The 25,443-nt window shown below is 70.0% G+C and carries 27 protein-coding genes; 9 read left to right on the plus strand and 18 right to left on the minus strand.

Features of this window, described 5'->3' with window-relative positions:
* Positions 1 to 89: 89 nt before the first annotated feature.
* A complete protein-coding gene (locus tag FHY03_RS08125) occupies positions 90 to 992 on the minus strand; it encodes a hydrogen peroxide-inducible genes activator (RefSeq protein ID WP_183929930.1) in 903 nt (300 codons plus the stop codon).
* A gap of 143 nt (positions 993 to 1,135) precedes the next feature.
* Here FHY03_RS08125 and FHY03_RS08130 point away from each other — a divergent pair, with 143 nt between their 5' ends.
* Together FHY03_RS08130 and FHY03_RS08135 are read left to right on the plus strand one after the other, a co-directional pair.
* Complete coding sequence (locus FHY03_RS08130; RefSeq protein ID WP_183929933.1) at positions 1,136 to 1,681, plus strand: peroxiredoxin; 546 nt, start codon at positions 1,136 to 1,138, stop codon at positions 1,679 to 1,681.
* A 124-nt stretch (positions 1,682 to 1,805) separates the two neighbouring features.
* A complete protein-coding gene (locus tag FHY03_RS08135; RefSeq protein WP_183929935.1) occupies positions 1,806 to 2,327 on the plus strand; it encodes a carboxymuconolactone decarboxylase family protein in 522 nt (173 codons plus the stop codon).
* A 40-nt stretch (positions 2,328 to 2,367) separates the two neighbouring features.
* Here the strand turns inward: FHY03_RS08135 and FHY03_RS08140 are convergent, their stop codons facing one another.
* Positions 2,368 to 3,138, minus strand: a complete 771-nt coding sequence (locus FHY03_RS08140) for a sulfite exporter TauE/SafE family protein (protein WP_183920547.1) — start codon at positions 3,136 to 3,138, stop codon at positions 2,368 to 2,370.
* Positions 3,139 to 3,335: 197 nt separating this feature from the next.
* Between FHY03_RS08140 and epsC the strand changes: the two genes are divergently transcribed.
* Together epsC and FHY03_RS08150 are read left to right on the plus strand one after the other, a co-directional pair.
* Positions 3,336 to 4,022 carry a serine O-acetyltransferase EpsC gene (gene epsC, locus FHY03_RS08145; RefSeq protein ID WP_183920546.1) on the plus strand — a complete coding sequence of 229 codons (687 nt, stop codon included), beginning with the start codon at positions 3,336 to 3,338 and terminating at the stop codon, positions 4,020 to 4,022.
* On the plus strand, positions 4,022 to 4,363 hold the full coding sequence (locus FHY03_RS08150) for a DUF2794 domain-containing protein (protein WP_183920545.1): 342 nt from the start codon (positions 4,022 to 4,024) through the stop codon (positions 4,361 to 4,363). Before epsC ends, FHY03_RS08150 begins: the two co-directional genes overlap by 1 nt.
* 42 nt (positions 4,364 to 4,405) lie before the next feature.
* Here FHY03_RS08150 and FHY03_RS08155 read toward each other — a convergent pair whose 3' ends face one another.
* The 12 genes from FHY03_RS08155 to FHY03_RS08210 all read right to left on the minus strand — a co-directional run bounded on the left by FHY03_RS08155 (position 4,406) and on the right by FHY03_RS08210 (position 15,544).
* Positions 4,406 to 5,431 (minus strand): hypothetical protein, encoded by a 1,026-nt coding sequence (locus tag FHY03_RS08155; protein WP_183929937.1) that lies wholly within the window; start codon positions 5,429 to 5,431, stop codon positions 4,406 to 4,408.
* Positions 5,432 to 5,497: 66 nt separating this feature from the next.
* On the minus strand, positions 5,498 to 6,397 hold the full coding sequence (locus FHY03_RS08160) for an SDR family NAD(P)-dependent oxidoreductase (protein ID WP_183929939.1): 900 nt from the start codon (positions 6,395 to 6,397) through the stop codon (positions 5,498 to 5,500).
* Positions 6,398 to 6,474: 77 nt separating this feature from the next.
* Entirely contained in the window at positions 6,475 to 6,993 is a 519-nt protein-coding gene (locus FHY03_RS08165) for a hypothetical protein (RefSeq protein WP_183920542.1), read from the minus strand.
* Between the two features lie 248 nt (positions 6,994 to 7,241).
* The gene (phoB, locus tag FHY03_RS08170; protein ID WP_183920541.1) at positions 7,242 to 7,934 is read right to left on the minus strand and encodes a phosphate regulon transcriptional regulator PhoB; all 693 of its coding nucleotides are present in this window, start codon (positions 7,932 to 7,934) and stop codon (positions 7,242 to 7,244) included.
* The gene (phoU, locus tag FHY03_RS08175; protein WP_183929941.1) at positions 7,934 to 8,632 is read right to left on the minus strand and encodes a phosphate signaling complex protein PhoU; all 699 of its coding nucleotides are present in this window, start codon (positions 8,630 to 8,632) and stop codon (positions 7,934 to 7,936) included. The genes phoB and phoU overlap by 1 nt, the downstream gene beginning before the upstream one ends.
* Before the next feature lie 22 nt (positions 8,633 to 8,654).
* Positions 8,655 to 9,422: a phosphate ABC transporter ATP-binding protein PstB gene (gene pstB, locus FHY03_RS08180; RefSeq protein WP_183920539.1), complete on the minus strand. Its 768-nt coding sequence runs from the start codon at positions 9,420 to 9,422 to the stop codon at positions 8,655 to 8,657.
* Positions 9,422 to 10,717 (minus strand): phosphate ABC transporter permease PstA, encoded by a 1,296-nt coding sequence (gene pstA / locus FHY03_RS08185; protein ID WP_183929943.1) that lies wholly within the window; start codon positions 10,715 to 10,717, stop codon positions 9,422 to 9,424. The genes pstB and pstA overlap by 1 nt, the downstream gene beginning before the upstream one ends.
* Positions 10,710 to 12,086: a phosphate ABC transporter permease subunit PstC gene (gene pstC, locus FHY03_RS08190; protein ID WP_183929945.1), complete on the minus strand. Its 1,377-nt coding sequence runs from the start codon at positions 12,084 to 12,086 to the stop codon at positions 10,710 to 10,712. The genes pstA and pstC overlap by 8 nt, the downstream gene beginning before the upstream one ends.
* On the minus strand, positions 12,086 to 13,177 hold the full coding sequence (locus tag FHY03_RS08195) for a substrate-binding domain-containing protein (protein ID WP_183929947.1): 1,092 nt from the start codon (positions 13,175 to 13,177) through the stop codon (positions 12,086 to 12,088). The genes pstC and FHY03_RS08195 overlap by 1 nt, the downstream gene beginning before the upstream one ends.
* A gap of 95 nt (positions 13,178 to 13,272) precedes the next feature.
* A complete protein-coding gene (locus FHY03_RS08200) occupies positions 13,273 to 14,472 on the minus strand; it encodes an ATP-binding protein (protein ID WP_183929949.1) in 1,200 nt (399 codons plus the stop codon).
* Complete coding sequence (locus FHY03_RS08205; protein WP_260158777.1) at positions 14,469 to 14,879, minus strand: VanZ family protein; 411 nt, start codon at positions 14,877 to 14,879, stop codon at positions 14,469 to 14,471. The genes FHY03_RS08200 and FHY03_RS08205 overlap by 4 nt, the downstream gene beginning before the upstream one ends.
* Positions 14,876 to 15,544, minus strand: coding sequence for an HAD-IA family hydrolase (locus tag FHY03_RS08210; RefSeq protein ID WP_183929951.1), 669 nt, complete (start codon positions 15,542 to 15,544; stop codon positions 14,876 to 14,878). Before FHY03_RS08210 ends, FHY03_RS08205 begins: the two co-directional genes overlap by 4 nt.
* Positions 15,545 to 15,605: 61 nt before the next feature.
* Here FHY03_RS08210 and glmU point away from each other — a divergent pair, with 61 nt between their 5' ends.
* Complete coding sequence (gene glmU / locus FHY03_RS08215; protein ID WP_183929953.1) at positions 15,606 to 16,955, plus strand: bifunctional UDP-N-acetylglucosamine diphosphorylase/glucosamine-1-phosphate N-acetyltransferase GlmU; 1,350 nt, start codon at positions 15,606 to 15,608, stop codon at positions 16,953 to 16,955.
* 1 nt (position 16,956) lies between these two features.
* Positions 16,957 to 18,780, plus strand: coding sequence for a glutamine--fructose-6-phosphate transaminase (isomerizing) (gene glmS, locus FHY03_RS08220; RefSeq protein ID WP_183929955.1), 1,824 nt, complete (start codon positions 16,957 to 16,959; stop codon positions 18,778 to 18,780).
* A gap of 216 nt (positions 18,781 to 18,996) precedes the next feature.
* Here the strand turns inward: glmS and FHY03_RS08225 are convergent, their stop codons facing one another.
* Both FHY03_RS08225 and FHY03_RS08230 read right to left on the minus strand, forming a co-directional pair.
* Entirely contained in the window at positions 18,997 to 20,175 is a 1,179-nt protein-coding gene (locus FHY03_RS08225; RefSeq protein ID WP_183929957.1) for a winged helix-turn-helix domain-containing protein, read from the minus strand.
* A gap of 49 nt (positions 20,176 to 20,224) precedes the next feature.
* The gene (locus FHY03_RS08230; RefSeq protein WP_183929959.1) at positions 20,225 to 21,133 is read right to left on the minus strand and encodes an alpha/beta fold hydrolase; all 909 of its coding nucleotides are present in this window, start codon (positions 21,131 to 21,133) and stop codon (positions 20,225 to 20,227) included.
* Positions 21,134 to 21,267: 134 nt separating this feature from the next.
* Between FHY03_RS08230 and FHY03_RS08235 the strand changes: the two genes are divergently transcribed.
* Complete coding sequence (locus FHY03_RS08235) at positions 21,268 to 21,711, plus strand: MarR family winged helix-turn-helix transcriptional regulator (protein WP_183920529.1); 444 nt, start codon at positions 21,268 to 21,270, stop codon at positions 21,709 to 21,711.
* Positions 21,712 to 22,626, plus strand: coding sequence for an ROK family protein (locus FHY03_RS08240; RefSeq protein WP_183929961.1), 915 nt, complete (start codon positions 21,712 to 21,714; stop codon positions 22,624 to 22,626).
* Between the two features lie 184 nt (positions 22,627 to 22,810).
* Here FHY03_RS08240 and FHY03_RS08245 read toward each other — a convergent pair whose 3' ends face one another.
* The gene (locus FHY03_RS08245; protein WP_183929963.1) at positions 22,811 to 24,577 is read right to left on the minus strand and encodes a hypothetical protein; all 1,767 of its coding nucleotides are present in this window, start codon (positions 24,575 to 24,577) and stop codon (positions 22,811 to 22,813) included.
* Positions 24,574 to 24,822: a hypothetical protein gene (locus FHY03_RS08250; protein ID WP_183920525.1), complete on the minus strand. Its 249-nt coding sequence runs from the start codon at positions 24,820 to 24,822 to the stop codon at positions 24,574 to 24,576. The genes FHY03_RS08245 and FHY03_RS08250 overlap by 4 nt, the downstream gene beginning before the upstream one ends.
* Positions 24,823 to 24,904: 82 nt before the next feature.
* Between FHY03_RS08250 and FHY03_RS08255 the strand changes: the two genes are divergently transcribed.
* A complete protein-coding gene (locus FHY03_RS08255; RefSeq protein ID WP_183920523.1) occupies positions 24,905 to 25,303 on the plus strand; it encodes a hypothetical protein in 399 nt (132 codons plus the stop codon).
* Positions 25,304 to 25,443: the final 140 nt, after the last annotated feature.

The following is a 25,443-nucleotide window of genomic DNA, read 5'->3' on the forward strand; positions in this document are numbered from 1 at the left end:
CCACGGCCGTTGGATGCGTGGCACCGTGGATCCTGGAACAAGTCCAGGATGACGCGGGCGTGGACGGGCGACGTTCGACACCCGCCCGCTCAGCCCGCTGCTTTCAGCACCTCGCCGAGCAGCTGGAAGTCGCGCTCGCGCGGCGAGGCGCGGCGCCACACCAGTGCCAGCGTGCGCACCGGATGCGCCGCGTCGAGTGGGCGCGCGGCGACGTTGGTATGCTCCAGGATGCCAGCGTCGAGCGCGATTTTGGGCAGCATCGTTACGCCCAGCCCGTTGTCGACCATCTGCACCATCGTGTGGAGCGAGGTGCCCAGCATCGTCGCCTCGGCGCGCAGCTCGGCGCGGTTGCACGCCGCCAGCGCATGGTCCTTGAGACAGTGGCCGTCCTCGAGCAGCAGCAGCCGGGTCTCGTCGATCTCGGCCGGGCTCACCGCCGCCGGTGTGGCGGGCATCTCGCCCTCGGGAAAGGCGAGGAACAGGTGATCGTCGAACAGCGGCAGCGTCGTCACCTCGCCGCAGGCATAGGGCAGCGCCAGCAGCACGCAGTCGGTGCGGCCGTTGTGGAGCGCCTCGCACGCCGGGCCGCTCGGCTCCTCACGTAGGAACAGCTTGAGGTCGGGATAACCGTGTCGCAGCCGCGGCAGCACGCGCGGCAGCAGGAAGGGCGCGATCGTCGGGATCACGCTCATCCGCATCTCGCCCGACAGCGGCCGCCCCGCGGCCCGCGCCATGTCGCCGAGTTCCTCCGCCTCGCGCAACACCGTTCGCGCCTTGGTCGCGATCTGCTCGCCCAGTGGAGTGAAGCGGACGACCCGGCGGGTGCGCTCCACCAGCGTGACACCGATCAGCGTCTCTAGCTCGCGCAGTCCTGCCGACAAAGTCGACTGGGTGACGAAGCACGCCTCCGCGGCGCGGCCGAAATGTCCGTGATCCTTGAGCGCCACAAGATACTGCAACTGCTTCAACGTGGGTAGGTATATGGCCGCCATTCATCGCCTCTGTCGATCAACGCCTTCGTAATAACCGACTTGATCGATCACGCGAACCCTTTTAGTGCCGCGTCGACGAGAGGCGGCCCACCGCCCGCGCGCGAGAGGATGGCTGAAGCCCATATTTCCATCAGGAGGCTTCCATGCTGACCATCGGCGATCAGTTCCCCGCCATCACCGTTCCCGTCCAGCAGGGCACCGGCGCTTTGCCCGCCGGCGAGACGCTCGACCTCACCACCGCCTATCCGGGCAAGTGGAAGGTGCTGTTCTACTGGCCGAAAGACTTCACCTTCGTGTGCCCGACCGAGATCGTCGGCTACAGCCAGATCAAGGGCGACTTCGAGGACCGCGACGCGGTGCTGATCGGCGCCTCGACCGACACCGCGCACGTCCATCTGGCGTGGCGCAAGTCGGACCCGGACCTCGCCGCGGCCGACTTCCCGTGGCTGGCGGACAACGGCCGCAAGCTGGCCGACGCGCTCGGCATCGTCGACAAGAACGAGCATGTCGCGTTCCGCGCCACCTTCATCGTCGATCCGGACAACGTGATCCAGGCGGTGCAGGTCAACGGCCTCAACGTCGGCCGTAACCCGGCCGAGACGCTGCGCGTGCTCGACGCGCTGCAGACCGACGAGCTGTGCCCGTGCAACTGGAACAAGGGCGACGACGTCCTCCAGGTCGCGGCCTGATCGATCCGGGAGCGGGGCCGCGCGTCCCGCCTCCTTCATCTACCCGTCGCCCCGGCGGCGGCTGACCCCTCGCGACCTCGCGAGGGCCGGTCGCGCCGGGGCGACTCACGTCCGAGAGAGAGACATGGCACTCAAGGAATTCGCGGGCACCTTGCCCGACTTCGCCAAGGACATCCGGCTCAACGTCGGTTCCTTGCTCAACGAGACGGTGCTCAACGACCAGCGCAAATACGGTCTGCTGCTCGCCTGCGCGCACGGCTCGGGGCACAAGCCGCTGGTCGAGGCGACCGAGGCCGAGGTGGCCGACAAGCTCTCGCCCGAGGCGGCCAATGCGGCGCGCGCCGCGGCGGCGGTGATGGCGATGAACAACGTCTATTATCGCTTCACGCACCTCGCCGGGAACGACGAGTACCAGCGCATGCCCGCCAAGCTGCGCATGAACGTGATCGCGGCGCCCGGCATCGACAAGGTCGATTTCGAGCTGTTCAGCCTGGCGGTCAGCGCGATGAACGGCTGCGGCATGTGCATCGACAGCCATGAGCAGGTGCTCAAGAAGGCGGGCGTTACCGCCGAGGTGATCCAGTCCGCGGTGCGCGTCGCCTCGGTGATGAAGGCGGTCGCCACGGTCCACGCGGTCAGCGCATGAGCCGACGCCCCGGCGCGGCGGACGCGCCGGGGCAGCGAGGTCACATCAGCACCGCGCGCACGAAGCCGTAGGTGCTGGTGATCGTCAGCACCGCACCGACCAGCACCAGCATCAACTTCATCGGTATGCGCTTGGCGAACAGGGCGCCGAACGGCGCGGCGACGACGCCCCCGATCAGCAGGCCGATCGTGGCGGTGGCGAAGTCCTTCACGCCGAGATGATAGATGAAGGTCGCAGAGACGATCGTGGTGAGGAAGAACTCCACCGCGCTGACCGTGCCGACCACCTTGCGGGGTTCGACGCCCTGGACGAGCAGGTTGGAGGTGACGATCGGTCCCCAACCGCCGCCGCCTGCGGCGTCCATAAAGCCGCCGATTAGTCCGAGCGGCTCGACCACCTTGGGCTTGCTCACCTTGGGTGGGAAGAGCAGCCCGCGGATCAGCAGGTAGACGCCTACCGCGATGAGATAGCCGAGCACGAAGGGCTTGACCGTGTTGCCGTCGAGGTTGGTGAGCAGATAGGCACCAGTGACCCCGCCGATCACACCCGGGATCAGCAGGCGCAGGAACAGCCTACGGTCGATGTTGCCGTGCAAGGCGTGGCTGATCCCCGACACCGCGGTGGTGAAGGTCTCGACGATATGGACGTTGGCCGAGGCGCGCGCGGGCGCCACGCCCATCACCGCCACCAGCAAGGTGTTGCAGATCACGCCGAAGGCCATGCCGAGCGCGCCGTCGACGAGCTGGGCACCGAAACCGACGGCGATGAACGGAAGCAGGCCGGCGACGTCCAGCTGAGAGAGTAACTGCATGCACCTTCCTGATCGCGCCCGCCGCGAGCCCGATGCTAAGGCCTTGGGCGATCATCTACAACCGCGATAGGAAATTCGAGTTTCCGGCACCCAGGCGGTGCTTATGGAAACCGCCGCGCGTTCGCCTTATCTGTAGGCGACAACCATGATCGAGCGTCGGCGCCGCCGGCGCCTAAGGGGAGCCGGCGGGGACACGGATGGCGCGACTGAACGAATATCTCGACTCGATCCGCGCGCGCGATCCCGCCCCACACTCGCGGCTGGAGATCCTCACCTACCCGGGAGTCTGGGCGCTCGGCTTCCACCGCGTCGCCCACCGGCTCTATCGCCGCCGCTGGTTCCTCGGCGCGCGCGTGGTAAACCATGTCTCGCGGCTGCTCACCGCGATCGACATTCATCCCGGCGCCAAGATCGGGCGGCGCTTCTTCATCGACCATGGCTTCGTGGTGATCGGTGAGACCGCCGAGATCGGCGACGACGTCACCATCTACCAGTGCGTGACGCTGGGCGGCACCAGCCCCGACAACGGTGTCGCGGGCAAGCGCCACCCGACCATTGCCGATGGCGCCATTATCGGCTCGGGCGCGCAGGTGCTCGGGCCGATCCTGGTCGGCCCGCGCGCCAGGGTCGGCGCGAACGCGGTGGTGACGCGGGACGTTCCCGCGGGCGCGGTGATGGTCGGCATCCCGGCGCGGCCGACGATGGTCGAAGGGGGCGCCGCACCCGAGCCGCGCTTCGTGCCTTATGGAACGCCGTGCAGCGAGGTGTTCGATCCCGCGACGCAGAAGGTCGAGATCCTGCGGTGCGAACTGGAGGCGATGAAGAAGCGGCTCGATTCGCTGATCGCCGAGCGCGGCGACCAGCCGGAGCGCGATCGCGCCTGATGGGGATCGTCACACCCTTCCCGGGCGGCGCGCGGCCGATCCAGGTCGGCTTCGAGCGGCTCGAGCTCAACCGCATCCTCGATCTTTATGGCCGCATGGTGGCGGCCGGTCACTGGCGTGACTATGCGATCGACCTTGGTCGCGACGCCGCGGTGTTCAGCGCCTTCCGCCGCACCGCCGAGCGTCCCGAGTTCCGTATCGAGAAGCGCCCCGCGCTGCGCCAGCGTCAGGGCATGTGGGCGCTGGTGGGTGAGGCGGGGCAGGTGGTCCGGCGCGGCCATGAGCTCGGCCCGGTACTCGCCCCGGTCGAGCGGCGGCTGATGAAGCTGGTCGAAGAGTAAGTCGATCTAGCGGCCGGATCGATGCCAGCCGCGCCCCTGACGTCAGATCGCCGCGGCGATCGGGGGCAGTCGCCGGCCGAGCGCGCCCAGTCGCAGGACCAAGCGCGCGCGGATCCCTTGCCAGAAGGCGGACAGCGACAGCAGCGCGGCGCCGATGACCAGCGCGGTGAGCGCGGCGGAGAGTTCCACCGCTCCAGTGGTGCGGATCAGCGCCGACATCGCGTAGAGCACATAGACCAGGCTCGACACCAACAGGGCGCGACGGTCGATCGCCACGGCCACCAGCGCGAAGACCAGGTAGAGCAGCAGCACGACGATCGCGGTGCCGAGTGCCAGCTTATCTTCGAACACGCCGAGCAGCTGGAAGACGGGATGCGCGATCATCGGCGCGGCGACGAGGTGGAGCCAGAAAGCGACGTCGGCTCGCCGCGTCTCGCGACGCGGGTCGCTCATGTCCCACCGCATCGCATAGGCGAACACGGCCATTCCGCCGACGAGGAGCATCGCCCAGACGAGCGGCCGGGCGGTCGGTACCGCCGCCACGATCAAGCTAATGACGAGGCCGACCGACGCGGCGGCGCCGGCCGCGGGGGTGATGGGCACGCGAAACCGTCGCCAATGCGCCCAAGCCCCGAGCGCGGCTAGGCCAGCCGCAGCACTGACCGCGGTGGCACTCGACCGGTCGTCGATCAGGATGGCGTGCGGCGCCGGGATCGCGACCACCGCAGCCGCGACGCCGCCGACGAAGGTCAGCAGCAGCACGATGCTGGGCAGTGCCATGCGCCGACGCGCGGTGAAATAGAGTGCGAGCACCCAGGAGGTGGCAACGATCGCCGCCGCGCCCGCCGCGGGAGCCACTAGCCCGCCGAGCTGCGCCACCGCGACGAGCAGCAACGTGATCGCGATGGTGACGAAGATGTCGTTGAAGCCGGTCAGGAAGCGAAAATGCTCCTCGTCGGCCGCCGGGGCCGCACGCTGGGCGGCGACATAGTGGCGGAAGTCGGCGGCAAGCTGCGGCGGAAGCACGCCCGCGGTCACCGCCTGATCGAGGTCGCTGTCGCTGTACATGGAAGTTATTGTCGCGGTCGGATCAACGGTGCGCAACCCGCGGTGTGACCCGATCGGGTCGGTCGCTCAACCCTTAGAAAGTTTTGCGCCGATCAGCATCGCCTGCGCGGCGCCCGACTCGGGCACGGTCTCGCCGGTGCGGTCGGTGATCGCCGACCAGTGCGCCGCGACGCCCTCGGGTGAGAGCGCCTCGCCCTCGAGCAGCACGCCCGGCGTGAGCGTGATCTGGCTCGCCTGGAACACGCCGGCGCCGGCACCGACGATCTGGTTGCTCGGCGCCTCCTCGCTGACGAGGAACAGCGCGGCCGGCGCGACCTTCTCGGGCGCGAAGGCGGCATAGGCCTCGGCCGGGAACAGCTCCTCCGTCATCCGCGTGCCGGCCACCGGCGCGATCGTATTGACGCGAATGCCGTAGCGCGCGCCCTCGAGGTGAAGCGTGCGCGCCAGCCCGACGAGACCCAGTTTGGCGGCGCCGTAATTCGCCTGACCGAAATTGCCGAACAGGCCCGATGACGAAGCAGTCATCAGCACGCGGCCGTAGTGCTGCTCGAGGAAGGTCTCCCAACAAGCCTTGGTGGCGTTCGCCGAGCCGATCAGGTGGACGTCGACGACGAACGCGAAATCCTTCGGCGTCATCTTCGCGAAGGTGCGGTCGCGCAGCACGCCGGCGTTGTTGATCAGAACGTGGACGCCGCCCCAGGCTTCGCAGGCACGGGCGACCATCTCTTCCATCGCGGTCATATCAGTCACGCTGGCGCCGTTGGCGAACGCCTCGCCGCCGGCGGCGCGGATCTCCTCGACCACCGCCTCCGCCGCGTCGGAGCCGCCCTGGCCCGAGCGGTCGCCGCCGAGATCGTTGACGACGACGCGCGCACCGCGTCGCGCCAGTTCGAGCGCATAGTGCCGCCCCAGTCCGCCGCCGGCGCCGGTGACGATGGCGACGCGGTCGTCGAAGCGAATGGACATGAGAAAGGCGCCCCCTCGTGCGATGGAGCGCCTTTCCTAATCAGGTGCGGGACGGGCGAGAAGCCCGTCCTGTCCCGTCAGCGACGACGCGCGCGCGCGCGCTTCTTGCCGCCGGCGTCGCTCGCCTGCATGCAGCCGTCATACTGGCCCTTCTTGCAGACCGGGTACTCCGACTTGGCTGCGGGCGCCGGATAGGCCTGATCGGGCGACGGCGCGGGCTGGAAGCGCACGGTCGCGCCGGGCTGCGGCGTACCGGACAGCGCCGGCTGCGACGGCTGGTAGCCGCCCGCGGTTTCGGTGCCCATCGCGCCCCCCGCGGCGGGCTGCGGCGAGGCGGGGCTGGCCGACGGCGGCGTCGCGGCGTCACCGGTCGAGGGCGCGCTCTGCATCGGCGCCTGCTGCTGGCTCATCGCCGGATCGGCGGTGGTGTCGGCCGAGGGCGCCGGGGCCGCGTCAGCCGGCGCGGTGGCGTCGGGCGCGGTGGTGGTGTCGGGCTGCATCGTGCCGGTCTGCGGCGTCTGCTGCGGAGTGTCCTGCGCGATCGCCATCGTCGGGATGGCGATGACGGCGGCTGCTGCCAGAAGGATCGTCTTCATGTTCTCTCTCCTGCCGTGCGTTCGGTCAGAAACGCGTAAAGTCACGCGGGTCGGCCAACGAACTGGCGGCGAGAAAAGGTCCATCGTTGCGCCGGCGCACCGAAGAAGAGGCGGCGACGATACGCCCGTGATGTCGTGTTCCCGCGAACGCGGGATCCCAGCGCCAAGGGTGTAGCGCCCCGCCTCCCTGGGCTCCTGCCTTCGCAGGAGCACGGGCGCCTCTCAATTTAACTACCTGTAGTTAAGCCTCAATGTCCCGTATCTAGCGCATAGCCGGCCGAGCGCACCGTGCGAATGATGTCCGGCCGTCCGCCCTCGTTGATCGCCTTGCGCAGGCGGCGGATGTGAACGTCGACGGTGCGGCTCTCGATGTCGCTGTCGTGCCCCCAGACGCTGTCGAGCAGCCGCTCGCGCGAGAAGACATGGCCGGGATGCTCGAGGAAGTGCTTGAGCAGCCGGAACTCGGTCGGCCCGAGCGCGACCACCTCGCCGCCCCGGCGCACCTTGTGGCCGACCGTGTCCATCTCGAGGTCGGCGTAGGTGAGCTGCTCGCCCGCCAGCGCCGGGCGGACGCGACGCAGCACCGCGCCGACACGCGCCACCAGCTCGCGCGGCGAGAAGGGCTTGGTGACGTAATCGTCGGCGCCGGTCTCCAGCCCGCGGACCCGGTCCTCCTCCTCGCCGCGCGCGGTGAGCATGATGATCGGCACATTCTGCGTCTCGGCGGCGCGGCGCAGGCGGCGGCACACCTCGATCCCCGAGATGCCCTCGACCATCCAGTCGAGCAGCACGATGTCCGGCGGGGTCTCCCTCGCCATCAGCAGGGCTTCCTCACCGTCGATCGTGTGCTGGACGGCGAAATGCTCGCGCGTGAAATGCCACACGAGCAGTTCGGCGAGGCTGGCGTCGTCCTCCACCAGCAGCATGCGGGCCTTGGCCATCAGATGGTACCCCCGTGATGAAGCTTGTCGCGCTCGGTCAATCGCGTTCCCGTTGCCGCGAAATAGACCATCTCCGCCACATTGGTGGCGTGATCCCCGATCCGCTCCAGGTTCTTGGCGACGAACAGCAGGTGCGCGCACTGGCTGATCGTCTTCGGGTTCTCGACCATGTAGGTCACGAGCGTGCGGAAGATGCTGTCATAGAAATCGTCCAGCGCGCGATCGCTCTCGCACACCGCCAACGCCTGATCGGGATCGCGCGCGGCGAAGGCATCGAGCACGTTGTGGACCATCCCGGACGCCATCTTCGCCATCGCGGGAAGGGTGGAGATCGGATCGATGCGATGCTCGCTCTCGATCTGGGGCACGCGACGCGCGATGTTCTTGGCATAATCGGCGATGCGCTCGACCACGCCGGCGATCTTGAGCGCGGCGACCACCTCGCGCAGGTCGTCCGCCATCGGCGCGCGCAGTGCGATGATCCGCACCGCGGTGCGCTCCACCTCCGCCTCCAGCGCGTCGATCTGGCGATCGCCCGCCGCCACGCGCGCGGCCTGTTCGGCGTCGCCGCGCTGCAGCGCCACCATCGCGTCCGCGATCGCGCGCTCCGCCAGCCCGCCCATCTGCGAGATCAACCCGCGCAGCTGGCCGATGTCCTGGTCGAAGGCCTTGACCGTATGTTCCTGGCTGTTCGCCATCCGTCCCGTCCCGTCCCGTCTCTCAGCCGTAGCGCCCGGTGATATAATCCTTCGTCCGTTCCTCCCGCGGGTTGGTGAAGATGTCGGACGTGTCGCCATATTCGACCAACTGGCCGAGGTGGAAGAAGGCGGTGCGCTGGCTCACCCGCGCCGCCTGCTGCATGTTGTGGGTGACGATCACGATGGCGTAGCGCCCGCGCAGGTCGTGGATCAGCTCCTCGATCCGCGCGGTGGCGACGGGATCGAGCGCGCTGCACGGCTCGTCCATCAGGATCACCTCGGGGTCGACCGCGATCGCGCGCGCGATGCACAGCCTTTGCTGCTGCCCGCCCGACAGTGCCGTACCCGAGTCGCCGAGCCGGTCCTTGACCTCGTTCCACAGGCCGGCGCGGGTGAGCGAGCGCTCGACGATCTGCGCGAGATCCGCCTTGGAGCGCGCCAGCCCATGGATCCGCGGGCCGTAGGCGACATTCTCGAAGATCGACTTGGGGAAGGGATTGGGTTTCTGGAACACCATGCCGACGCGCGCGCGCAGCTGTACCACGTCCATCGCCTTGGCGTAGACGTCTTCGCCGTCGAGCCGGATGTCGCCCGAGACACGCGCGCCTGGGATGGTGTCGTTCATGCGGTTGAGCGTGCGCAGGAAGGTCGACTTGCCGCAGCCCGACGGTCCGATGAAGGCGGTGACGTCCTCCTGGCGCACGTCGATGCTGACGTCGCGGATCGCCTGCTTCGCGCCGTAGAAGACGTCGACGCCGCTCGCGGTCATCTTGGGCGGGGCGTTGCTCATCACCAGCGGGTCTCGAAACGGTTGCGAAGGTAGATGGCGAGGCCGTTCATCGCCAGCAGGAAGACGAGTAGCACGATGATCGCGGCCGAAGTCTTCTCGACGAAACCGGCCTGCACGTCGTCGGACCACAGGAAGATTTGCACCGGCAGCACCGTCGCCGGATCGGTCAGCCGCTGGGGCGGGGCGGCGATGAAAGCGCGCATGCCGATCATCAGCAGCGGCGCGGTCTCGCCCAGCGCGCGCGCCATGCCGATGATGGTGCCGGTGAGGATGCCGGGCAGCGCCAGCGGCAGTACGTGGTGGAACACCACCTGCACCGGCGAGGCGCCCAGCGCGCGCGCGGCGTCGCGGATCGAGGGCGGCACCGAGCCGATCGCGTTGCGCGCCGCGATCACGATCACCGGCGTGGTCATCAGCGCGAGCGTCAACCCGCCGACCAGCGCGGCCGAGCGCGGCATGTGGAACGTGCCGAGGAACACGGCGAGCCCGAGCAGTCCGAAGATGATCGAGGGCACCGCGGCGAGGTTGTTGATCGATACCTCGATCAGGTCGGTCCAGCGGTTCCGCGGCGCATATTCCTCGAGGTAGAGCGCCGAGAACACGCCGATCGGGAAGGCGAGCAGCAAGGTCACCAGCATCGTCAGCAGCGAGCCTTTGAGCGCGCCCCAGATGCCCGCGCGGGTCGGGTCGGTCGAGTCGGCGCCGCCGAGGAAGTCGTGGTTGAGCCCGCGCGAGAGACGTGGCGCGAGTGATCGGGCGATTGCCCGGTCAGCACGCGAGCCGCCGCCCTTGAAAGCGATGTCGAGCCGCGAGGCGACGGGTACGTCGATGGTCGCGCGGCGACTCAGCAGGCTGGGGTCGCGTTTGACCGCCTCGCGCACGCGCAGCCACGACGCGTCGGACAGCAGCGCCGCGCCGCCGTCACGCGGGAAGGCGGTCTCGGAGGCCGTGTCGACCGCTCGCTCCAAGCCGGCCCCGGCGAGCGCGAGATCGGCGCGCGGGCCGCGAAGATGCGCCGGCGTGACGTTCAGCCCGGCGCGCGCGAGGTCGAGCGGCAGCGCGATCCGCGTCTCGACAAAGCCGCCGGCACCGCGCGCCAGCATGGACGCGAGCAGGAATAGCAGGAAGGCGGCCGAGGCGACCACCGCGGCGAGCCCGAGCAGGCGGAAGCGCCGCTCGGCGGCGTAGCGCTGGCGCACGCGGCGCTGCATCGACGCGGTGCGCCAGTCGGTCGGGCGTCGTTCGGCCGTCTCGGCGGCGCTCACCGGCGCCTGTGGGACGAGCGACTTACTCATAGGCCTCGCGGTAGCGGCGCACCACGATCAGCGCGACGACGTTGAGCAGCAGGGTGATGACGAACAGCGTGAGCCCCAGGGCGAAGGCGGCGAGCGTCTTGGCCGAGTCGAACGCCGCCTCGCCGGTGAGCAGGTCGACGATCTGCTTGGTCACGGTGGTGGCACTGGCGGAGGGGTTGAGCGTCAGCGTCGCCACGCCGGACGCGGCCATCACCACGATCATCGTCTCGCCGATCGCGCGGCTCACCGCCAGCAGCACGCCGCCGACCACGCCGGGGAGGGCGGCGGGAAGGAGCACCTGCCGGATCGTCTCCGAGCTGGTCGCGCCCATCGCGAGGCTGCCGTCGCGCATGGCCGCGGGCACCGCGGAAAGCGAGTCGTCCGCCATGGAGGAGACGAAGGGGATGATCATCACGCCCATCACCGCCCCCGCGGCGAGCGCGCTCTCGGACGAGGCCCAGCTCACCCCCAGCGCGACGCCGAGGTCGCGCACCGCCGGCGCCACCGTCAGCGCCGCGAAATAGCCGTACACGACGGTCGGCACGCCCGCGAGGATCTCGAGCAGCGGCTTCACCCAGCGCCGCGTCGCCGGTCGCGCATATTGCGTCAGGTAGATCGCGCTCATCAGCCCGAACGGGATCGCCACCGCCATCGCGATCACCGCCCCGATGAAGAAAGTACCCCAGAACAAGGGCACCGCGCCGAGCGAGGCGCCGGGATCGCGCGGGTCGATCGCCTGCGGACTCCAGTGCATGCCGAGCAGAAAATCGCTGAGCGGCACGATCCGGAAGAAGCGCGCGCTCTCGAACAGCAACGAGACGACGATCCCGATCGTGGTCACGATCGCGATCAGCGAGGCGCCGAGAAGCGCGCCCATGATCACGCGCTCGACGTGCGTGCGCGCCGAGAAGCCGGGGCGTACGCGCAGGTAGCAGAGCGCACCGCCGACGAAGGCTAGCAGCAGCGCCACCGCGGTGGCGATCCAGTCGTAGCGCGCCTGCGCCGCGGCATAGGCCGGCGCGAGCTGCTCCGAGAGCGGGTGAAACGCGCCATAGGCGCGTCCGGCGGCGAGGTTGCGCGCCTCCGCCAGGATGGCGGCGCGGTCGAGTCCGGGCGGGGGCAGCGTCGCTGCACCGGGCGTGGCGAGCACCGCCTCGGTCACCAGCGCGGGTGAGGTGAGATGCCACACCGTGAGAAACAGCAGCGCCGGCAGCAGCGTGCCCATCGCGACGAACCAGCCATGATGCTGCGGCAGCGAGCTGAAGCGGCGAGCAGTGCCGCGGCGGAAGCGCGCGGCGCGCGCGCGCGCCGTGACCCAGCCGATCAGCGCGAGTGCGGCGATCACGAAGGCGAGCGCGAGCGGCGACATCAGCGCAACTCCGCCGGATCGAGCGCGATCTCCTGCGCGATCACCGCGGCGGCGCGACGCTGCACCGGCTCGGGCGAGGCGATCAGCCCGCGTCGCACCAGCGGTCCCTGCCGGCCCCATAAGGCGCCATATTGGCGAAGAAAGGCGCGCAGCCCGGGGATGGCGCGCAGGTGCGCCTTCTTGACGTAGAGGTAGAGCGGCCGCGCGCCGGGATAGCTGCCGTCGGCGATCGTGGCGTAGCTCGGCGCCACACCGCCGAGCGTCACGCCGCGTACCGCGCCGCCATTCTCCTCGAGATAGGCATAGCCGAAGATTCCGATCGCGTCGGGGTTGGCCCGCAACTTCTGGACGATGAGATTGTCGTTCTCGCCCGCGTCGATATAGGCGCCGTCGTCGCGCATCCGGTGGCAGCGCGCGGCGAAGAGCTCGGGCGCGCGCTCGCGCAGCGCGCGCGTGTCGGGCTGGACCGCCTCGCAGCCCGGCGCCATGATCAGCTCGACGAACGAGTCGCGTGTCCCGCTCGTCGCCGGTGGCCCGTAGACCTGGATCGGGATCGCGGGCAGCGCCGGGTCGACGTCGCGCCACAGCCGCGCGGTGTTGCGGCGTCCGCCGGGCGCCGCGGCGAGCGCGCGATAGAGGTCCGTCGTGGTCAGCGCCAGACCCGGCCCACGCAGCGACTCGGCAAGGGCGATGCCGTCGATGCCGACCTGTACCTCGAGCACCGCACCGACACCGTGGCGCGCGCACGCGTCATATTCGGACCGATGCATCCGTCGCGACGCGTCCTCGATGTCGGGATGAGCTGCACCGATGCCGGCGCAGAACAATTTCATCCCCGCGCCCGTGCCGGTCGACTCGATCACCGGCGGCTTCGCGCCCGGCGTATTGGCGAGGAACTGCTCGGCGACCAGGGTCGTGAAGGGGTAGACGGTGGAGGAGCCGACGATGCGGATCTGATCGCGCGATCCCGACGCGCCGCCAGCGGCCTGATCGACGCAGCCGCCCAGCATGCCGCACGCCACCGTCGCCAGCATGGTGTAGGGCAGCGTCGCTGGCATCCTGGCCGCGAGCGCGTGGACGAGACGCGACATCATTCCCCCGAGCGGGCAGCCGACACGGCGCCGCGATGGCGCCGCCAATGTGACACGTGAGTTACGCCTTGATGACAGCGGTGGCCGTGCCGCGCTCAGGCCAGCGGTGCGGGTACGGCGGCGGGAAGGGTAACGGCCACGCGCGTGCCGACCCCGACCTGGCTGGTGATGTCGAGCCGCCCGCGATGGCGCTCGACGATATGCTTGACGATGGCGAGGCCCAAACCGGTACCACCGAGCGAGCGGCTGCGGCCGGGATCGACTCGGTAGAAGCGCTCGGTCAGGCGCGGCAGATGCTCAGGGGCGATGCCCTCGCCTTGATCCGCCACGACGAGGCAGAGGTTGCGGTCGACGGCGCTCAGCGACACCTCCACCGGCGTGCCCGCCCGGCCGTACTTCATCGCGTTGCCGATCAGATTGTGAATCAGTTGTGAGAGCTGCGCCTGGTCGCCGATTACGCGCGGCATGTCCTCGGCCAGCTCCAGCCGGATGTCGCCGCCGCGGTCGCCGTGGGTGGTGGAGAGCGAGTCGCACGCGTCCTGTACCAGTTCGGTCAGGTTGACCTCGGCGCGCGGCAGACGAAATTTCTCCGCCTCGATCCGCGACAGGCTCATCAGGTCCTCGACGAGCCGCTCCATCCGCCGCGCCTCGTCGAAGACGATGCCGAGGAAGCGCTGGCGCAGCCCGGGGTCCTCGCCCGCGGCGTCGGCGAGCGTCTCGACATAGCCGAGGATCGAGGCCAGCGGGGTGCGCAGCTCGTGGCTGGCGTTGGCGACGAAATCGACGCGCATCCGCTCGGCGGCATATTGGTCGGTCTGGTCGACGAGATGGACCAGCCGCAGCGCGGGCCCGAGCGCGGCGGTGCGCATCTGCCAGCGCTGGTCGAGCGTGCCGATCCCGACCAGGTCGACCGGATGCTCGGCGCCCTCGGCGAGATGTTCGGCCGCACCGGGATGACGGATCGCGACGCGCGCGTCCTCGCCGAGGATATGCTGGCCGAGCAACGCGCGCGCCGCGGCGTTGGCGACCACGACTCGTCCGGCACGAAGTACCAGCACAGGCTCCGCGATCGCCTCGAGCGCGGCCTCGAAAGGGACTTCGGCGCGGGTCGGCTCGGGCGCGCTGTCGGCGGGCAGCTCTTCCGGGATGGTGGCGATGATCACCACCAGCGCCGCGCAGCCCGCCAGCGCGGCGAGCGCGGTCTGATAATCGTCCGCGAGCGCGAGCACGACCGCGGCGGTCGCTGCCGCGATCGCGACCGCGAGCCAGGTGCGAAGCGGGATCTCGTCGATCACGCGCGCCGGTGTAGCGCAGATCGTCGCGGCTGGGCACCGGGCCCGCGAGCGTCAAGGCGACGGAATAGCACGATCACGAACAACACCGCGACGATGATCAGCGTGTCGGCCAGCCAGTCCATTACGTCGCAGTCGCGGTGGAGCGAGGGGATCGACTGGAATACCTCGATCAGCGCGCCGAGGAACGACATGCGCTCGCCGATGCGCAGCAGCGAGGTTGCCGGAAACGCGAGCACCGACAGGATCGTGAGCGTGCCGAAGGCGAACATGTGCTGCCATTTGTCGCTGACGTGGCCGAGCGACGGCGGATGCGGCATCAGCGCCAGCGTCACCGCGCCCACGGTCGCGATGATCAGCGCGACGAGGAACAGCGGGCGCACCTGCGCCAGCGAGGTGGTCTCGGTCATAGCCGCTCCAGCGTGGGGATGAGGTCGTCGAAGCCGTCGATGATCGCGTCCGCGCCGAGCTCCTCGACGGGCTGCATCAGGAAGCCGAAGCGGCACGCCACCGCGGGCAGCCCGGCGGCGTGCGCGGCCTGTATGTCGTAGATCGAATCACCGACGAACGCCGCGCGCCCGCCGCCGCAGCGCGCCACCATGGCGTCGATCGGCTGCCGCGACGGCTTGCCGTTGCCCGGCCCCATCGTATCGCCGCCGATAATCGTGACGAAGCGCCTGGTCAGACCGAGCTGACCGAGCACCTGACGCGCGAGATGCTCGAGCTTGTTGGTCACCACCGCGAGCCGCACGCCGCGCGCGTCCAGCGCGTCGAGCGTCTTGATCACGTGAGGGTAGGGCTGGGTGTGGACCGTGAGATGCGCCTCGTAATAGTCGAGCAGCCGCCGGTGCAGCACCGCCAGCTCCTCCTCCGAGCAGCCGCCTGTCGCCGCCATGCCCTGCGCCAGCATGTGGCGCGCACCGCCGCCGATCATCGGCTTGACCTGCTCGACGCTCAGTGTCGGTCGCCCAACCGAGGCGAGCGCGTGGTTGGTCGCCGCGGTGAGGTCGCCCGAGGTGTCGAGCAGGGTGCCGTCGAGGTCGAACCCGACGATTGGAAAGGGGAAGTCGGTCATGCGCGCGCCGCGTTGCCGCCTCGTACTGGAATTGGCAAGCAAAGGGTGGCAGGGCACGGTCATGTCGAGCCAGCCGCCCGTCGCTGTCGTCGTCCTCGCCGCTGGCAAGGGCACGCGGATGAAATCCGATCTGCACAAGGTGCTGCATCCCATCGCGGGACACCCGATGCTGCTCCACCTGCTCGCCAGTGCGGCGTCGCTCGCGCCAGAGCGCACCGTCGTCGTGGTCGGGGCCGGGCGCGAGCAGGTCGAGGCGGCGGTGGCGCCGCTCGGCGCCGCCACCGCGCATCAGGCCGAGCAGCTCGGCACCGGCCACGCGGTGATGCAGGCCGAGGCGGCGCTGGTGGGCTTCTCTGGCGACGTGCTGATCCTCTACGGCGACGTCCCGCTGGTCAGCGCGGCGACGATGCGCGCGATGCTCGACCGGCTCCACACCGCGGACTCGCCCGACGTGGTGGTGCTCGGCTTCCGCCCCACCGACCCTGGCGCCTACGGCCGGCTGATTGTCGCGCCCGGCGGCGACCGGCTCGAGCGGATCGTCGAATTCAAGGACGCCAATGCGACCGAGCGCGCGGTCGATCTGTGCAACACCGGGCTGATGGCGGTTCGCGGCGAGCGGCTGTTCGCGCTGCTGGCCCGGCTCGGCAACGCCAATGCGGCGGGGGAATATTACCTCACCGACGTGGTTGAGCTGTCGGGACAGGCCGCGGTGATCGAGGCGGCGGCGGACGAAGTTGCGGGGGTCAACAGCCGCGCCGAACTCGCGACCGTGGAGGCGACGTGGCAGCAAGCGCGCCGCGCGCGCGCGATGGCGGAGGGAGCGACGTTGCTCGCGCCCGAGACGGTGTGGTTCGCGCACGACACGGTTATTGGCCGGGATGTCACGATCGCGCAGAACGTCGTCTTCGGGCCGGGCGTCGAGGTGGCGGACGGCGCGACGATCCACGCCTTCAGCCATATCGAGGGCGCCAGGGTGGCGAGCGGAGTCGAGGTCGGCCCCTACGCGCGGCTGCGGCCGGGTGCGGTGCTCGAGAAGGGCGCCAAGGTCGGCAATTTCGTCGAGGTCAAGAACGCGGTGCTCCACGCCGGCGCCAAAGCTAACCACCTCAGCTACATCGGTGATGCCGAGGTCGGCGCGAAGGCCAATATCGGCGCCGGCACGATCACCTGCAACTACAACGGCTATCTCAAGAGCCGCACGGTGATCGGCGCGGGCGCGTTCATCGGCTCCAACTCGGCTTTGGTCGCCCCGGTGACGATCGGGGCCGGCGCCATCGTCGCGGCAGGTTCCGTTATTGTCCGGGATGTTACGGAGGATTCACTTGCCTTGGCACGAGGTCGGCAGGAAGAGCGCGCGGGTTGGGCGGCGCGCTTCCGCGCGTCGATGAAGGCGAAGAAGGGCGGCCAATAAGATGTGCGGTATCGTCGGTATCCTCGGCCATGACGACGTGGCGGATCGCCTGCTCGACGGGCTCAAGCGGCTCGAATATCGCGGCTATGATTCGGCCGGCATCGCCACCGTGGTGAATGGCGCGATCGCGCGTCGCCGCGCCTCGGGCAAGCTGATCAACCTCCAGCGCGCACTGGCTGCGGAGCCGCTGCCCGGCCACACCGGGATCGCGCACACGCGCTGGGCGACCCACGGCGGCCCCACCACCAACAACGCGCACCCGCACGCCACCGACGAGGTGGCGGTGGTGCACAACGGCATCATCGAGAATTTCAAGTCGCTCCGCGACGAGCTGATCGCGCGCGGCCGCGTCTTCACCAGCGAGACCGACACCGAGGTGGTCGCGCACCTGATCAGCGAGAAGGTCGAGGCCGGTGCCGCGCCCGCGGACGCGGTGCGCGATGTGCTGCCGCGGCTCCACGGCGCCTTCGCGCTGGCGATCCTGTTTCGCAGCCACCCCGAGCTGCTGATCGGCGCGCGGCTCGGCTCGCCGCTGGTGGTCGGCCACGGCGACGGCGAGACCTATCTCGGCTCGGACGCGCTCGCGCTCGCCCCGCTGACGCAGCGGATCGCCTATCTCGAGGAGGGCGACTGGGTCGTCTGCACGCGCGACGGCGCGCAGGTGTACGATCGCGACAACGCGCCGGTCGAGCGGCCGGTGACGATCTCGGGCGTGACCGGCGCGCTGATCGACAAGGGCAACCACCGCCACTTCATGCAGAAGGAGATCTACGAGCAGCCGATCGTGGTTGCCCAGACGCTGCGCAGCTATCTGCAGCGCTTCGAAGGGCGGATCGTGCTGCCGATCCCCGATTTCGATCTCTCCGGCATCCGCCGCGTCACGATCGTGGCGTGCGGCACCAGCTTCTACGCCGGCATGGTCGCCAAATATTGGTTCGAGCAGTTCGCGCGCGTGCCGGTCGACCTCGATGTCGCGAGCGAGTTCCGCTATCGCGCGCCGGTGATGGAGGAGGGCGGTCTGGCGCTCTTCATCAGCCAGTCGGGCGAGACCGCGGACACGCTCGCTGCGTTGCGCCATGCGCGCGCCGAGAAGCAGACGATCGCGGTGGTGGTCAACGTACCCACCAGCACGATGGCGCGCGAGGCCGACCTGCTGCTGCCGACCCACGCCGGCCCGGAGATCGGCGTCGCCTCGACCAAAGCGTTCACCTGCCAGCTCGCGGTGCTCGCCGCGCTCGCCGCCAATCTCGCCAAGGCCAAGGGGCGGCTGACCGAGGCGGAGGAGCGCAATATCGTCCGCCAACTCGCCGAGGCGCCCGCCGCGATCAACGGCGCGCTCGCCTATGACGAGTCGATCGAGGCGATCGCGGGCACCGTCGCGGGCGCGCGCGATGTGCTCTATTTGGGGCGCGGGACGGACTATCCGCTGGCGCTGGAGGGCGCGCTGAAGCTCAAGGAGATCAGCTACATCCACGCCGAGGGCTATGCCGCGGGCGAGATGAAGCACGGGCCAATCGCGCTGATCGACGAGCATGTCCCGGTGGTGGTGATCGCGCCGACGGGTCCGCTGTTCGACAAGACCGTCAGCAACATGCAGGAGGTCCAGGCGCGCGGCGGCAAGGTGCTGCTGATCAGCGACTATGACGGCGTCGAGGCGGCGGGCGAGGGCTGTGTCGCGACGATCACCATGCCCAAGGTCCACCCGCTGATCGCGCCGCTGGTCTATGCGGTGCCGGTGCAGCTGCTCGCCTACCATGTCGCGGTGGCGAAGGGGACCGACGTCGACCAGCCGCGCAACCTGGCGAAGAGCGTCACGGTGGAGTGAGGGGGGCGCTCCGTCACGCCGGCTCGCGCTGGCGCAGGAGCGGGCGGACGCTCTCTTTTTCGTCCGCCGCCCCCGCCGCTGGCGTCATCCTGAGCTCGTCTCAGGATCCACGGTTCCGCAAACGTAGGTACCGCGACTCCTGCGGCACGGTGGATCCTGAGACGAGCTCAGGACGACGGCAGAAGGAGGGGGCGGAGGCTGCCCATCCCCTGTCACTCACCCGCCGTCGGTGATCCCACCCAGCACCACCCGTTCCAGCCCGAGCCACGCCGCCATCCGCTCCAGCTCTGCCAGCAGCCGCGGCATCGCGTCGGCGGGCGCGCCTGGCTCAAGCGTCACACGCCGTGCCGCCAGCACGCCCGCGGCGCGTTCGGCCTTGAGGTCGACCCGCGCCACCAGCGCCTCGTCGAGCAGGAAGGGAAGGACGTAGTAGCCGTGCTGCCGGCGCTCCTGCGGGACGTAGATCTCGATCCGGTAGCGGAAGCCGAACAGCCGTTCGGTCCGCCCGCGCTCCCACACCAGCGGGTCGAACGGCGCCAGCAACGCCGCCCCCCGCACCCGCCGCGGCGGCGCGGCGTCACGATGCAGCCACGTGCGCTGCGACCAGCCCTCCACCCGCGCCGGCAGCAGCTTCCCCGACTCGGCCAACGTCGCGATCGCGTGGTCGCCCTCGGCTGGACGCAGCCGATAATAGTCGCGCAGGTCCGCCGCGGTCGCGACCCCGAGCGCGCGGGCGGCCCGCTCGATCAGCCCCGCCTGCGCCACTTCGGGCGAGGGCGTCGGCAGCGCCAGGACCGCCGCGGGCAGCACGCGCTCGGGCAGGTCGTACACGCGCGCGAAGCTGCCGCGCCGCGTCGCGGTTGTGATCCGACCCGACCAGAACAGCCATTCGAGCGCGTGCTTGGTGTCGCTCCACTCCCACCAGCCGCTGCGGCTCGCGCCGTCCTCGAAGTCCGCTGCGGTGAGCGGTCCCTCGGTGGCGATACGTTCCTGCACCGCCATCGCGCGCGAGCGATCCTCGCCGGCGAAGCGACGCAGCCGCAGATAGCCGGTCTCCCCGCGCTCGGCCCGCGCCATCCGCCAGCGGAGTAGCGGGTGGAGGTCGAGCGGCAGCAGCGACGCCTCGTGCGCCCAATATTCGAACAACCGGCGGTGGCGCAGCGGCCCCCAGGCGTCGCGTTCGAGCAGGCCGCGGTCGTAACCGCCCAGCCGCGCGAAGGCGGGAAGGTAATGCGCGCGCGTCAGCACGTTGACGCTGTCGATCTGGAACAGGCCGAGCCGCTCCGCGGTGGTACGCAGCTGCGCCGCACCAGGGCTCAGCGGCAATCGGCGGCCGAAACCTTGCGCCGCGAGTGCGATCCGGCGCGCCTCGCGCTGCGAGAGAGTCAGCGTCATGCGCCTTGTCCTGCCGGTCGCGACGCGGCGGCGTCAACCCGCGGGTAGATCAGGCGGCGCGAGCCACTCGCGGTGCCGTGCTGGCACGGACATGCTCGTCGATGGCGCCGACGATCGGCTCGATCAGCTCAGGCGGCAGCGTATGCCCCATGCCCTCGATCTCGAGCAGCCGCGCCCCCGGGATCGCGCGCGCGGTCTCGCGGCCTCCCGCGGGTGGCACCAGCGGGTCGTCGCTGCCGTGGATCGCCAGCGTCGGTGCCTCGATCGCGCGCAGCCGCTCGGTGCGGTCGCCGTCGGCGACGATCGCGGCCATCTGACGCAGGAAGCCGGTGGGGCAGCGGTTGCGCAGCGTCTCGGCACGGATGCGCTCCGCCATCATCGCGTCCTCCATCGGGAAGCGCCCGCTCACCGCGCGGCCCGCCATCGTGCCGTGCGCGACGATCGCCTCGATATCGTCGCTGCGCGGATGCCGCAGCAGCAACGCGGTGGCGCGCATCGACGGGCGCGAGCAGCCGGGATGGCCAGTGGTGGACATGATCGAGGTGAGCGAGGCGGCGCGCGCCGGCCATCCCGCGGCCACCAGCTGCGCGATCATGCCACCCATCGAGGCGCCGACCAGATGCGCGCGCTCCACGCCGAGCGCGTCGAGTACGCCGACCGCGTCCGCCGCCATGTCGGTCAGCGTGTAAGGGACAGGCGGCACGCGGCCGAACTGCTTCTGCATCACCGTCCACACGATGCTGGGCACGCCCGCGTGATCGAACTTGCTGGAAAGACCCACGTCGCGATTGTCGAAGCGGATCACGCGATAGCCGAGCGCCGCGAGCGCCTCGACCATCGCCGGTGGCCAGCGCACCAGCTGTGCACCCAGGCCCATGATCAGCAGGATCGCCGGCCCGTCGCGCGGGCCGCTCTCTTCCACGTCGATCTCGATCCCGTTCGCTTGTACCAAGGCCATCGCTCACTCCGTCCCGGACGCACCTCCCGCCGCGCCCCTGTGCCTATATGATAGGCGTCATATCGTCGTCACGTGAATGCAACATTTCCATTCCGGTTCCGCTGCGCCGCGTCCCGTGTTAGCGCAGCGAGTTCATGGCCGATCGCCTCCATCTCGACCGCTTCTTGCCCTACCTGCTGTCGGTCACCTCCAACCGGGTGAGCGACCGGATCGCGCGCGCCTATGACGCGCTGTTCGGACTGTCGATCCCGGAATGGCGGCTCATCACGCTGATCGCGGAGCACGCGCCGATCACGCAAGTGGCGCTGGGCGAGCGCAGCCGGATGGACAAGGTGACGGTGAGCCGCGCCGCGATCGCACTGACCGGGCGGGGCCTGCTCGAGCGCAGCCCCAACGACACCGACCGGCGCTCGCACCACCTGCGGCTGAGCACGGCGGGCGAGGCGCTGTACGCGCAGGTCGCGCCCGAGGCCAAGGCGCTGGAGCGGCGCATCTTCGGTCGCTTCACCGCGACCGAGCTCGACCAGTTCACGGACATGCTGCGGCGGATCGACGCCGCAGTGCAGGAGGAGAGTTGAATGGCGGAATTGCCGCTGATCGCGGGCGTTGAACTCGGCGGGACCAAGTGTATCGCGGTACTGTCGCGCGGTCCGGACGCGATCCTGGAGGAAGTTCGTGTGCCCACCACGCGCCCGGAGGAGACGCTCCCCGCGCTCGAGGCGGCGCTCGACCAGTGGCGCGGCTTCGCGGCGATCGGCGTGGCGAGTTTCGGTCCGGTCTCGATCGATCCGCACTCAGGCGACTATGGCAAGATCACCTCGACGCCCAAACCGCACTGGGCGAACACCGACGTCGCGCGGCGGCTGGGCACGCGCTACGACGTACCGGTCGGCTTCCACAGCGACGTCGTCGGCGCGGCGCTGGCCGAGGCGCGCTGGGGCGCGGGGAAGGGGCTGCCCGACCTCGCTTATGTCACGGTGGGGACCGGCGTCGGCGCGGGCATGATCGCGCGTGGGCGCCCGGTCGACGGGCTGACCCATTCCGAATTCGGCCATATTCGGCCACCCCGCGTCGCCGGAGACGACTGGATCGGCGCCTGTCCCTATCACGGCGCCTGCGTCGAAGGACTCGCCGCCGGTCCCGCGATCGCGGCGCGGACGGGGATCAAGGGCGAGGATCTCGACGCCGATCACCCGGCGTGGGAGACGGTGGTCGGCGCGCTGTCGACGCTGTTCGCGACGCTGACGCTCACCGGCGTGCCGCGCCGGATCGTGCTGGGCGGCGGGGTGATGGTGGGCAACCCTTGGCTGCTGCCACGGCTGCGCGCAGCGACCGCAGCGAACCTGAACGGCTATGTCGCGCTACCGGAAGTGACGGACATGGATACGTTTCTCGTCCCGGCCGCGCTCGGTGGCAACGCCGGGCCGCTCGGTGCGGTGCTCCTCGGCGCGTTGGCGGTAGAGGATCAGCTCGGCGCCGCGTTGCCGGGGTAGGGGTTCGGCGGAATGCGGGCGGGGCATGCCGCATGCCCCGCCCGCGAAGCCCTCCTTAGGCTTGTTCGAAGCGCTGGCCGGTCCGTCGTCCAGGCAGGACGCCCTGTCAAGAATCGCCGCAGTACGCACTCGATTGATCCCGCCAGGCCGACGCGGGCGCGCCATGACGAGGACATGACTATCGTCATGTCGTAGTTCGCTCCGGCTCAGCCGGCGTGACCGGCGCGTCCAGTAGCGGCGCGAGCGCGTCGACGGGGCTGACCGTCGGCAGCGCCGCGAGCGCTTCCTCGATTCGCGTTCCACCGCCGCTATTCAGCGGTCCGCTGAGCAGTCCGAAGACGCGGCCGCTCGGCTTGGCCTCGAAGCCCGCGGCGTAGCGCTGGTGCAGCGAGCCGAGGTCGCTCATCCGACCGAGCATCGCCAGCGCGATCGCGTGACGCAGCACCACGATCTGCTCGACGTCGCTGAGCGGCGCCGCGGCGCGGGGCAGCAGCGACTGGTCGGCGACGACGAGATCGGCCCAGCGCCGCTGTTTCCACAGGATCTCGCTGCGGAGCGCGGCACTGTTCGGCACCTCCGCCAGGATCGCCACGGCCTGGTCGACCCGGCCGAGCTGCGACAGCGCGATCGCCTGGACACGCTGGCGTTCCGCGATCATCGCGGGCGTGTAATCGCTCCTCAAGGTGGTGCGCAGCAACGTCACCGCGTCGCCCGGCTTGCCGGCGAGGATCTGCAGCGTAGCCACGCGAGCGGAGAGCGGCCCCTGCGCGATGTCACTCGTGCGATAACGCAGCTGATAGGCGAGCAGGTCGGCCGCCTGCTGGTACAGACCCGCTTGAACGAGGCGCTGCGCGAAGGTCTCGATCAGCTGATCACCGCTCGCACCCGACGGCAGGATGTCGCGATAGTCCCACAACAGGGTCGCGCTGCGCGGTAGCGCCGTGGTCGCACCCGGGCCGATCAAGGCTTCGAGCTGGCGCTGCACCTCGGCGCGGAAGTCGGCCGGGCGGCGGGTCACGTCGAAATAGCGGAGCAGCGCACCGCCCGCGGCGAGCGCGGCGGCGTGGTCGCCCCGCTCGGCCGCAAGCCGGAACGTGAGCGCACGAGCGCGCTCCTCGACCGCGTCGCCCCGCCAAGTGAAGGTGAGCGCGTTCAGCTGTTTGATCGCCGCCTCGGGCGCGAGCGACCGGTCTGCCAGGCCGACCTCGATCAGCCCGAGCCTGGCGATAGCGCGGTCCACCGCCGACCCCTCGCGCTCTATCTTGCCGAAGAGCGTGCGCGCCGGGGCATACTGCCCCTCAAGCGCCTGCGCCCGCGCGCGCAACAGCGTCGCGCCAGGGTGATCCGCGGGCATGCCCGCGAGCACCGCCGTCGCAGCCTCGGGGCGGCCTGTCTCGAGCGCGACCGTGGCGATCGCCAGCGTGAACGGCGTTCTTGCCACCGCCGGTCGGGCCATCAGCGCCGCGGTGGCGCAGCTCACCAAGGCGCGCGCGGCCTCATATTGAGCGAGCTCGGCCAGCGCGCGTAGCCGCCAGGCACAGCGCTCGGCGCTCGGCGAGTCCGTGCCACCCGAGGGCGGTGTGAGCGCGACCAGCGCCTCATTGTCGTGATGCGCGAGCGTCAGCGCGGCACCATAGGCGAGCCGGAACGAGTCAAGCAGCAGCAGATCGGGCTCGTCCTGACGCATCGTCTCGAGCACGCCCAGCGCCTCGGCGCCGCGGCCCTGCCCGATCAGGCTGCGGGCGAACGCCCAGCGCGCCGGCTGCCGCTCGCTCGCGGAGACGCTCAGCGCGTGCCAGGATGCGGTGTCGGGCACGATCGGCCACGCCGCCTTGCCGCTGGGCAGCGGCAGCCGTGCGAGCGTCGGTGCGAAGGTGGCGCCGCTCGTCTGCGCCGTCGCGCCGCCGGCGGCGAGCGCCAGCGCGAGCGCCGCGGTGAGAGGCGCCCTCACGACAGCACGTCCGGGATCAGGCCGAGCAGCGCGACGCCGGCACCGCCAGCAGCGGTAGCGGAGAGGAACAGGCCGATCAGTGGCCACGACGCCGCATCCTCGCCGCGAGCACGCGCCGGTGTCGAGGGTTCGGCGCCGAACGGATCATCGTCCCAGCGCCGGTCACGCGGCTCGGCGCGCGACGCCGGTGTCTCGCTGTCGCGGGTGATCACGCGATAGCGTGGCGGAAGGTTTCGTCCGGGCATTGACCATCCATCGAGTTGCTCGTCCTATCATAGGAGCGGATGAGCGGCGCGCGGTGGCGCCGCCTCGCTTTCGGAGGATCGCTTGAGACGCTCGCTGCTGCGTGCCCTGCTGCCGCTCGTGCTCGTCGCGGCTGACCGCGGCGCCGACATACGCGGCTACATCACCGATCGCCCGATCGTGTACGTCGATCCGATCGAGCTGCCGCTGTTCGAGGGTGGCACGATCAGTGGTCGGATGCGGGTGCGGCTCGCCTTGCAGGCGTCCGATTCCAACGGCGCACTCCGGCTCTATCAGCAGCGGCCCGAGGCGCGATCGGCGTTGCTGATCGCGCTCATCGACTTCGATCGCGCGGAGTGTGGGCCACTGGCGCCGATCAATGCCGAACGCATGAGCGGCGTGCTCAACCGCGCCATGCAGCGCACGGGGATGAGCGACGCACGCCAGGTGTTGATCCTGGAAGTGACCAGCGAGCCGATCTGAACGACGCCGGCTTCGCGACCTAGGGCCGGAGGCGAGCGCGGATGCGACGGGCGCGGCGCGCCGCTATCGGCGCGAAGATCCGGAGCGAAGGGGTAGTAGCTAACGCGCCGCCGAGCTGTTGCTGCCAGCAGCCGCTACGG

The sequence above is a fragment of the Sphingomonas sp. BK345 genome (genome assembly GCF_014193845.1).
GTDB lineage: Bacteria > Pseudomonadota > Alphaproteobacteria > Sphingomonadales > Sphingomonadaceae > Sphingomonas.

Bases quoted from the DNA above. Each gene is read 5' to 3' on its own strand.
- FHY03_RS08125 (WP_183929930.1), bottom strand. From the start codon at position 992: ATGGCGGCCATATACCTACCCACGTTGAAGCAGTTGCAGTATCTTGTG.
- FHY03_RS08130 (WP_183929933.1), top strand. From the start codon at position 1,136: ATGCTGACCATCGGCGATCAGTTCCCCGCCATCACCGTTCCCGTCCAG.
- FHY03_RS08135 (WP_183929935.1), top strand. From the start codon at position 1,806: ATGGCACTCAAGGAATTCGCGGGCACCTTGCCCGACTTCGCCAAGGAC.
- FHY03_RS08140 (WP_183920547.1), bottom strand. From the start codon at position 3,138: ATGCAGTTACTCTCTCAGCTGGACGTCGCCGGCCTGCTTCCGTTCATC.
- epsC (WP_183920546.1), top strand. From the start codon at position 3,336: ATGGCGCGACTGAACGAATATCTCGACTCGATCCGCGCGCGCGATCCC.
- FHY03_RS08150 (WP_183920545.1), top strand. From the start codon at position 4,022: ATGGGGATCGTCACACCCTTCCCGGGCGGCGCGCGGCCGATCCAGGTC.
- FHY03_RS08155 (WP_183929937.1), bottom strand. From the start codon at position 5,431: ATGTACAGCGACAGCGACCTCGATCAGGCGGTGACCGCGGGCGTGCTT.
- FHY03_RS08160 (WP_183929939.1), bottom strand. From the start codon at position 6,397: ATGTCCATTCGCTTCGACGACCGCGTCGCCATCGTCACCGGCGCCGGC.
- FHY03_RS08165 (WP_183920542.1), bottom strand. From the start codon at position 6,993: ATGAAGACGATCCTTCTGGCAGCAGCCGCCGTCATCGCCATCCCGACG.
- phoB (WP_183920541.1), bottom strand. From the start codon at position 7,934: ATGGCCAAGGCCCGCATGCTGCTGGTGGAGGACGACGCCAGCCTCGCC.
- phoU (WP_183929941.1), bottom strand. From the start codon at position 8,632: ATGGCGAACAGCCAGGAACATACGGTCAAGGCCTTCGACCAGGACATC.
- pstB (WP_183920539.1), bottom strand. From the start codon at position 9,422: ATGAGCAACGCCCCGCCCAAGATGACCGCGAGCGGCGTCGACGTCTTC.
- pstA (WP_183929943.1), bottom strand. From the start codon at position 10,717: ATGAGTAAGTCGCTCGTCCCACAGGCGCCGGTGAGCGCCGCCGAGACG.
- pstC (WP_183929945.1), bottom strand. From the start codon at position 12,086: ATGTCGCCGCTCGCGCTCGCCTTCGTGATCGCCGCACTCGCGCTGATC.
- FHY03_RS08195 (WP_183929947.1), bottom strand. From the start codon at position 13,177: ATGTCGCGTCTCGTCCACGCGCTCGCGGCCAGGATGCCAGCGACGCTG.
- FHY03_RS08205 (WP_260158777.1), bottom strand. From the start codon at position 14,879: ATGACCGAGACCACCTCGCTGGCGCAGGTGCGCCCGCTGTTCCTCGTC.
- FHY03_RS08210 (WP_183929951.1), bottom strand. From the start codon at position 15,544: ATGACCGACTTCCCCTTTCCAATCGTCGGGTTCGACCTCGACGGCACC.
- glmU (WP_183929953.1), top strand. From the start codon at position 15,606: ATGTCGAGCCAGCCGCCCGTCGCTGTCGTCGTCCTCGCCGCTGGCAAG.
- glmS (WP_183929955.1), top strand. From the start codon at position 16,957: ATGTGCGGTATCGTCGGTATCCTCGGCCATGACGACGTGGCGGATCGC.
- FHY03_RS08225 (WP_183929957.1), bottom strand. From the start codon at position 20,175: ATGACGCTGACTCTCTCGCAGCGCGAGGCGCGCCGGATCGCACTCGCG.
- FHY03_RS08230 (WP_183929959.1), bottom strand. From the start codon at position 21,133: ATGGCCTTGGTACAAGCGAACGGGATCGAGATCGACGTGGAAGAGAGC.
- FHY03_RS08235 (WP_183920529.1), top strand. From the start codon at position 21,268: ATGGCCGATCGCCTCCATCTCGACCGCTTCTTGCCCTACCTGCTGTCG.
- FHY03_RS08240 (WP_183929961.1), top strand. From the start codon at position 21,712: ATGGCGGAATTGCCGCTGATCGCGGGCGTTGAACTCGGCGGGACCAAG.
- FHY03_RS08250 (WP_183920525.1), bottom strand. From the start codon at position 24,822: ATGCCCGGACGAAACCTTCCGCCACGCTATCGCGTGATCACCCGCGAC.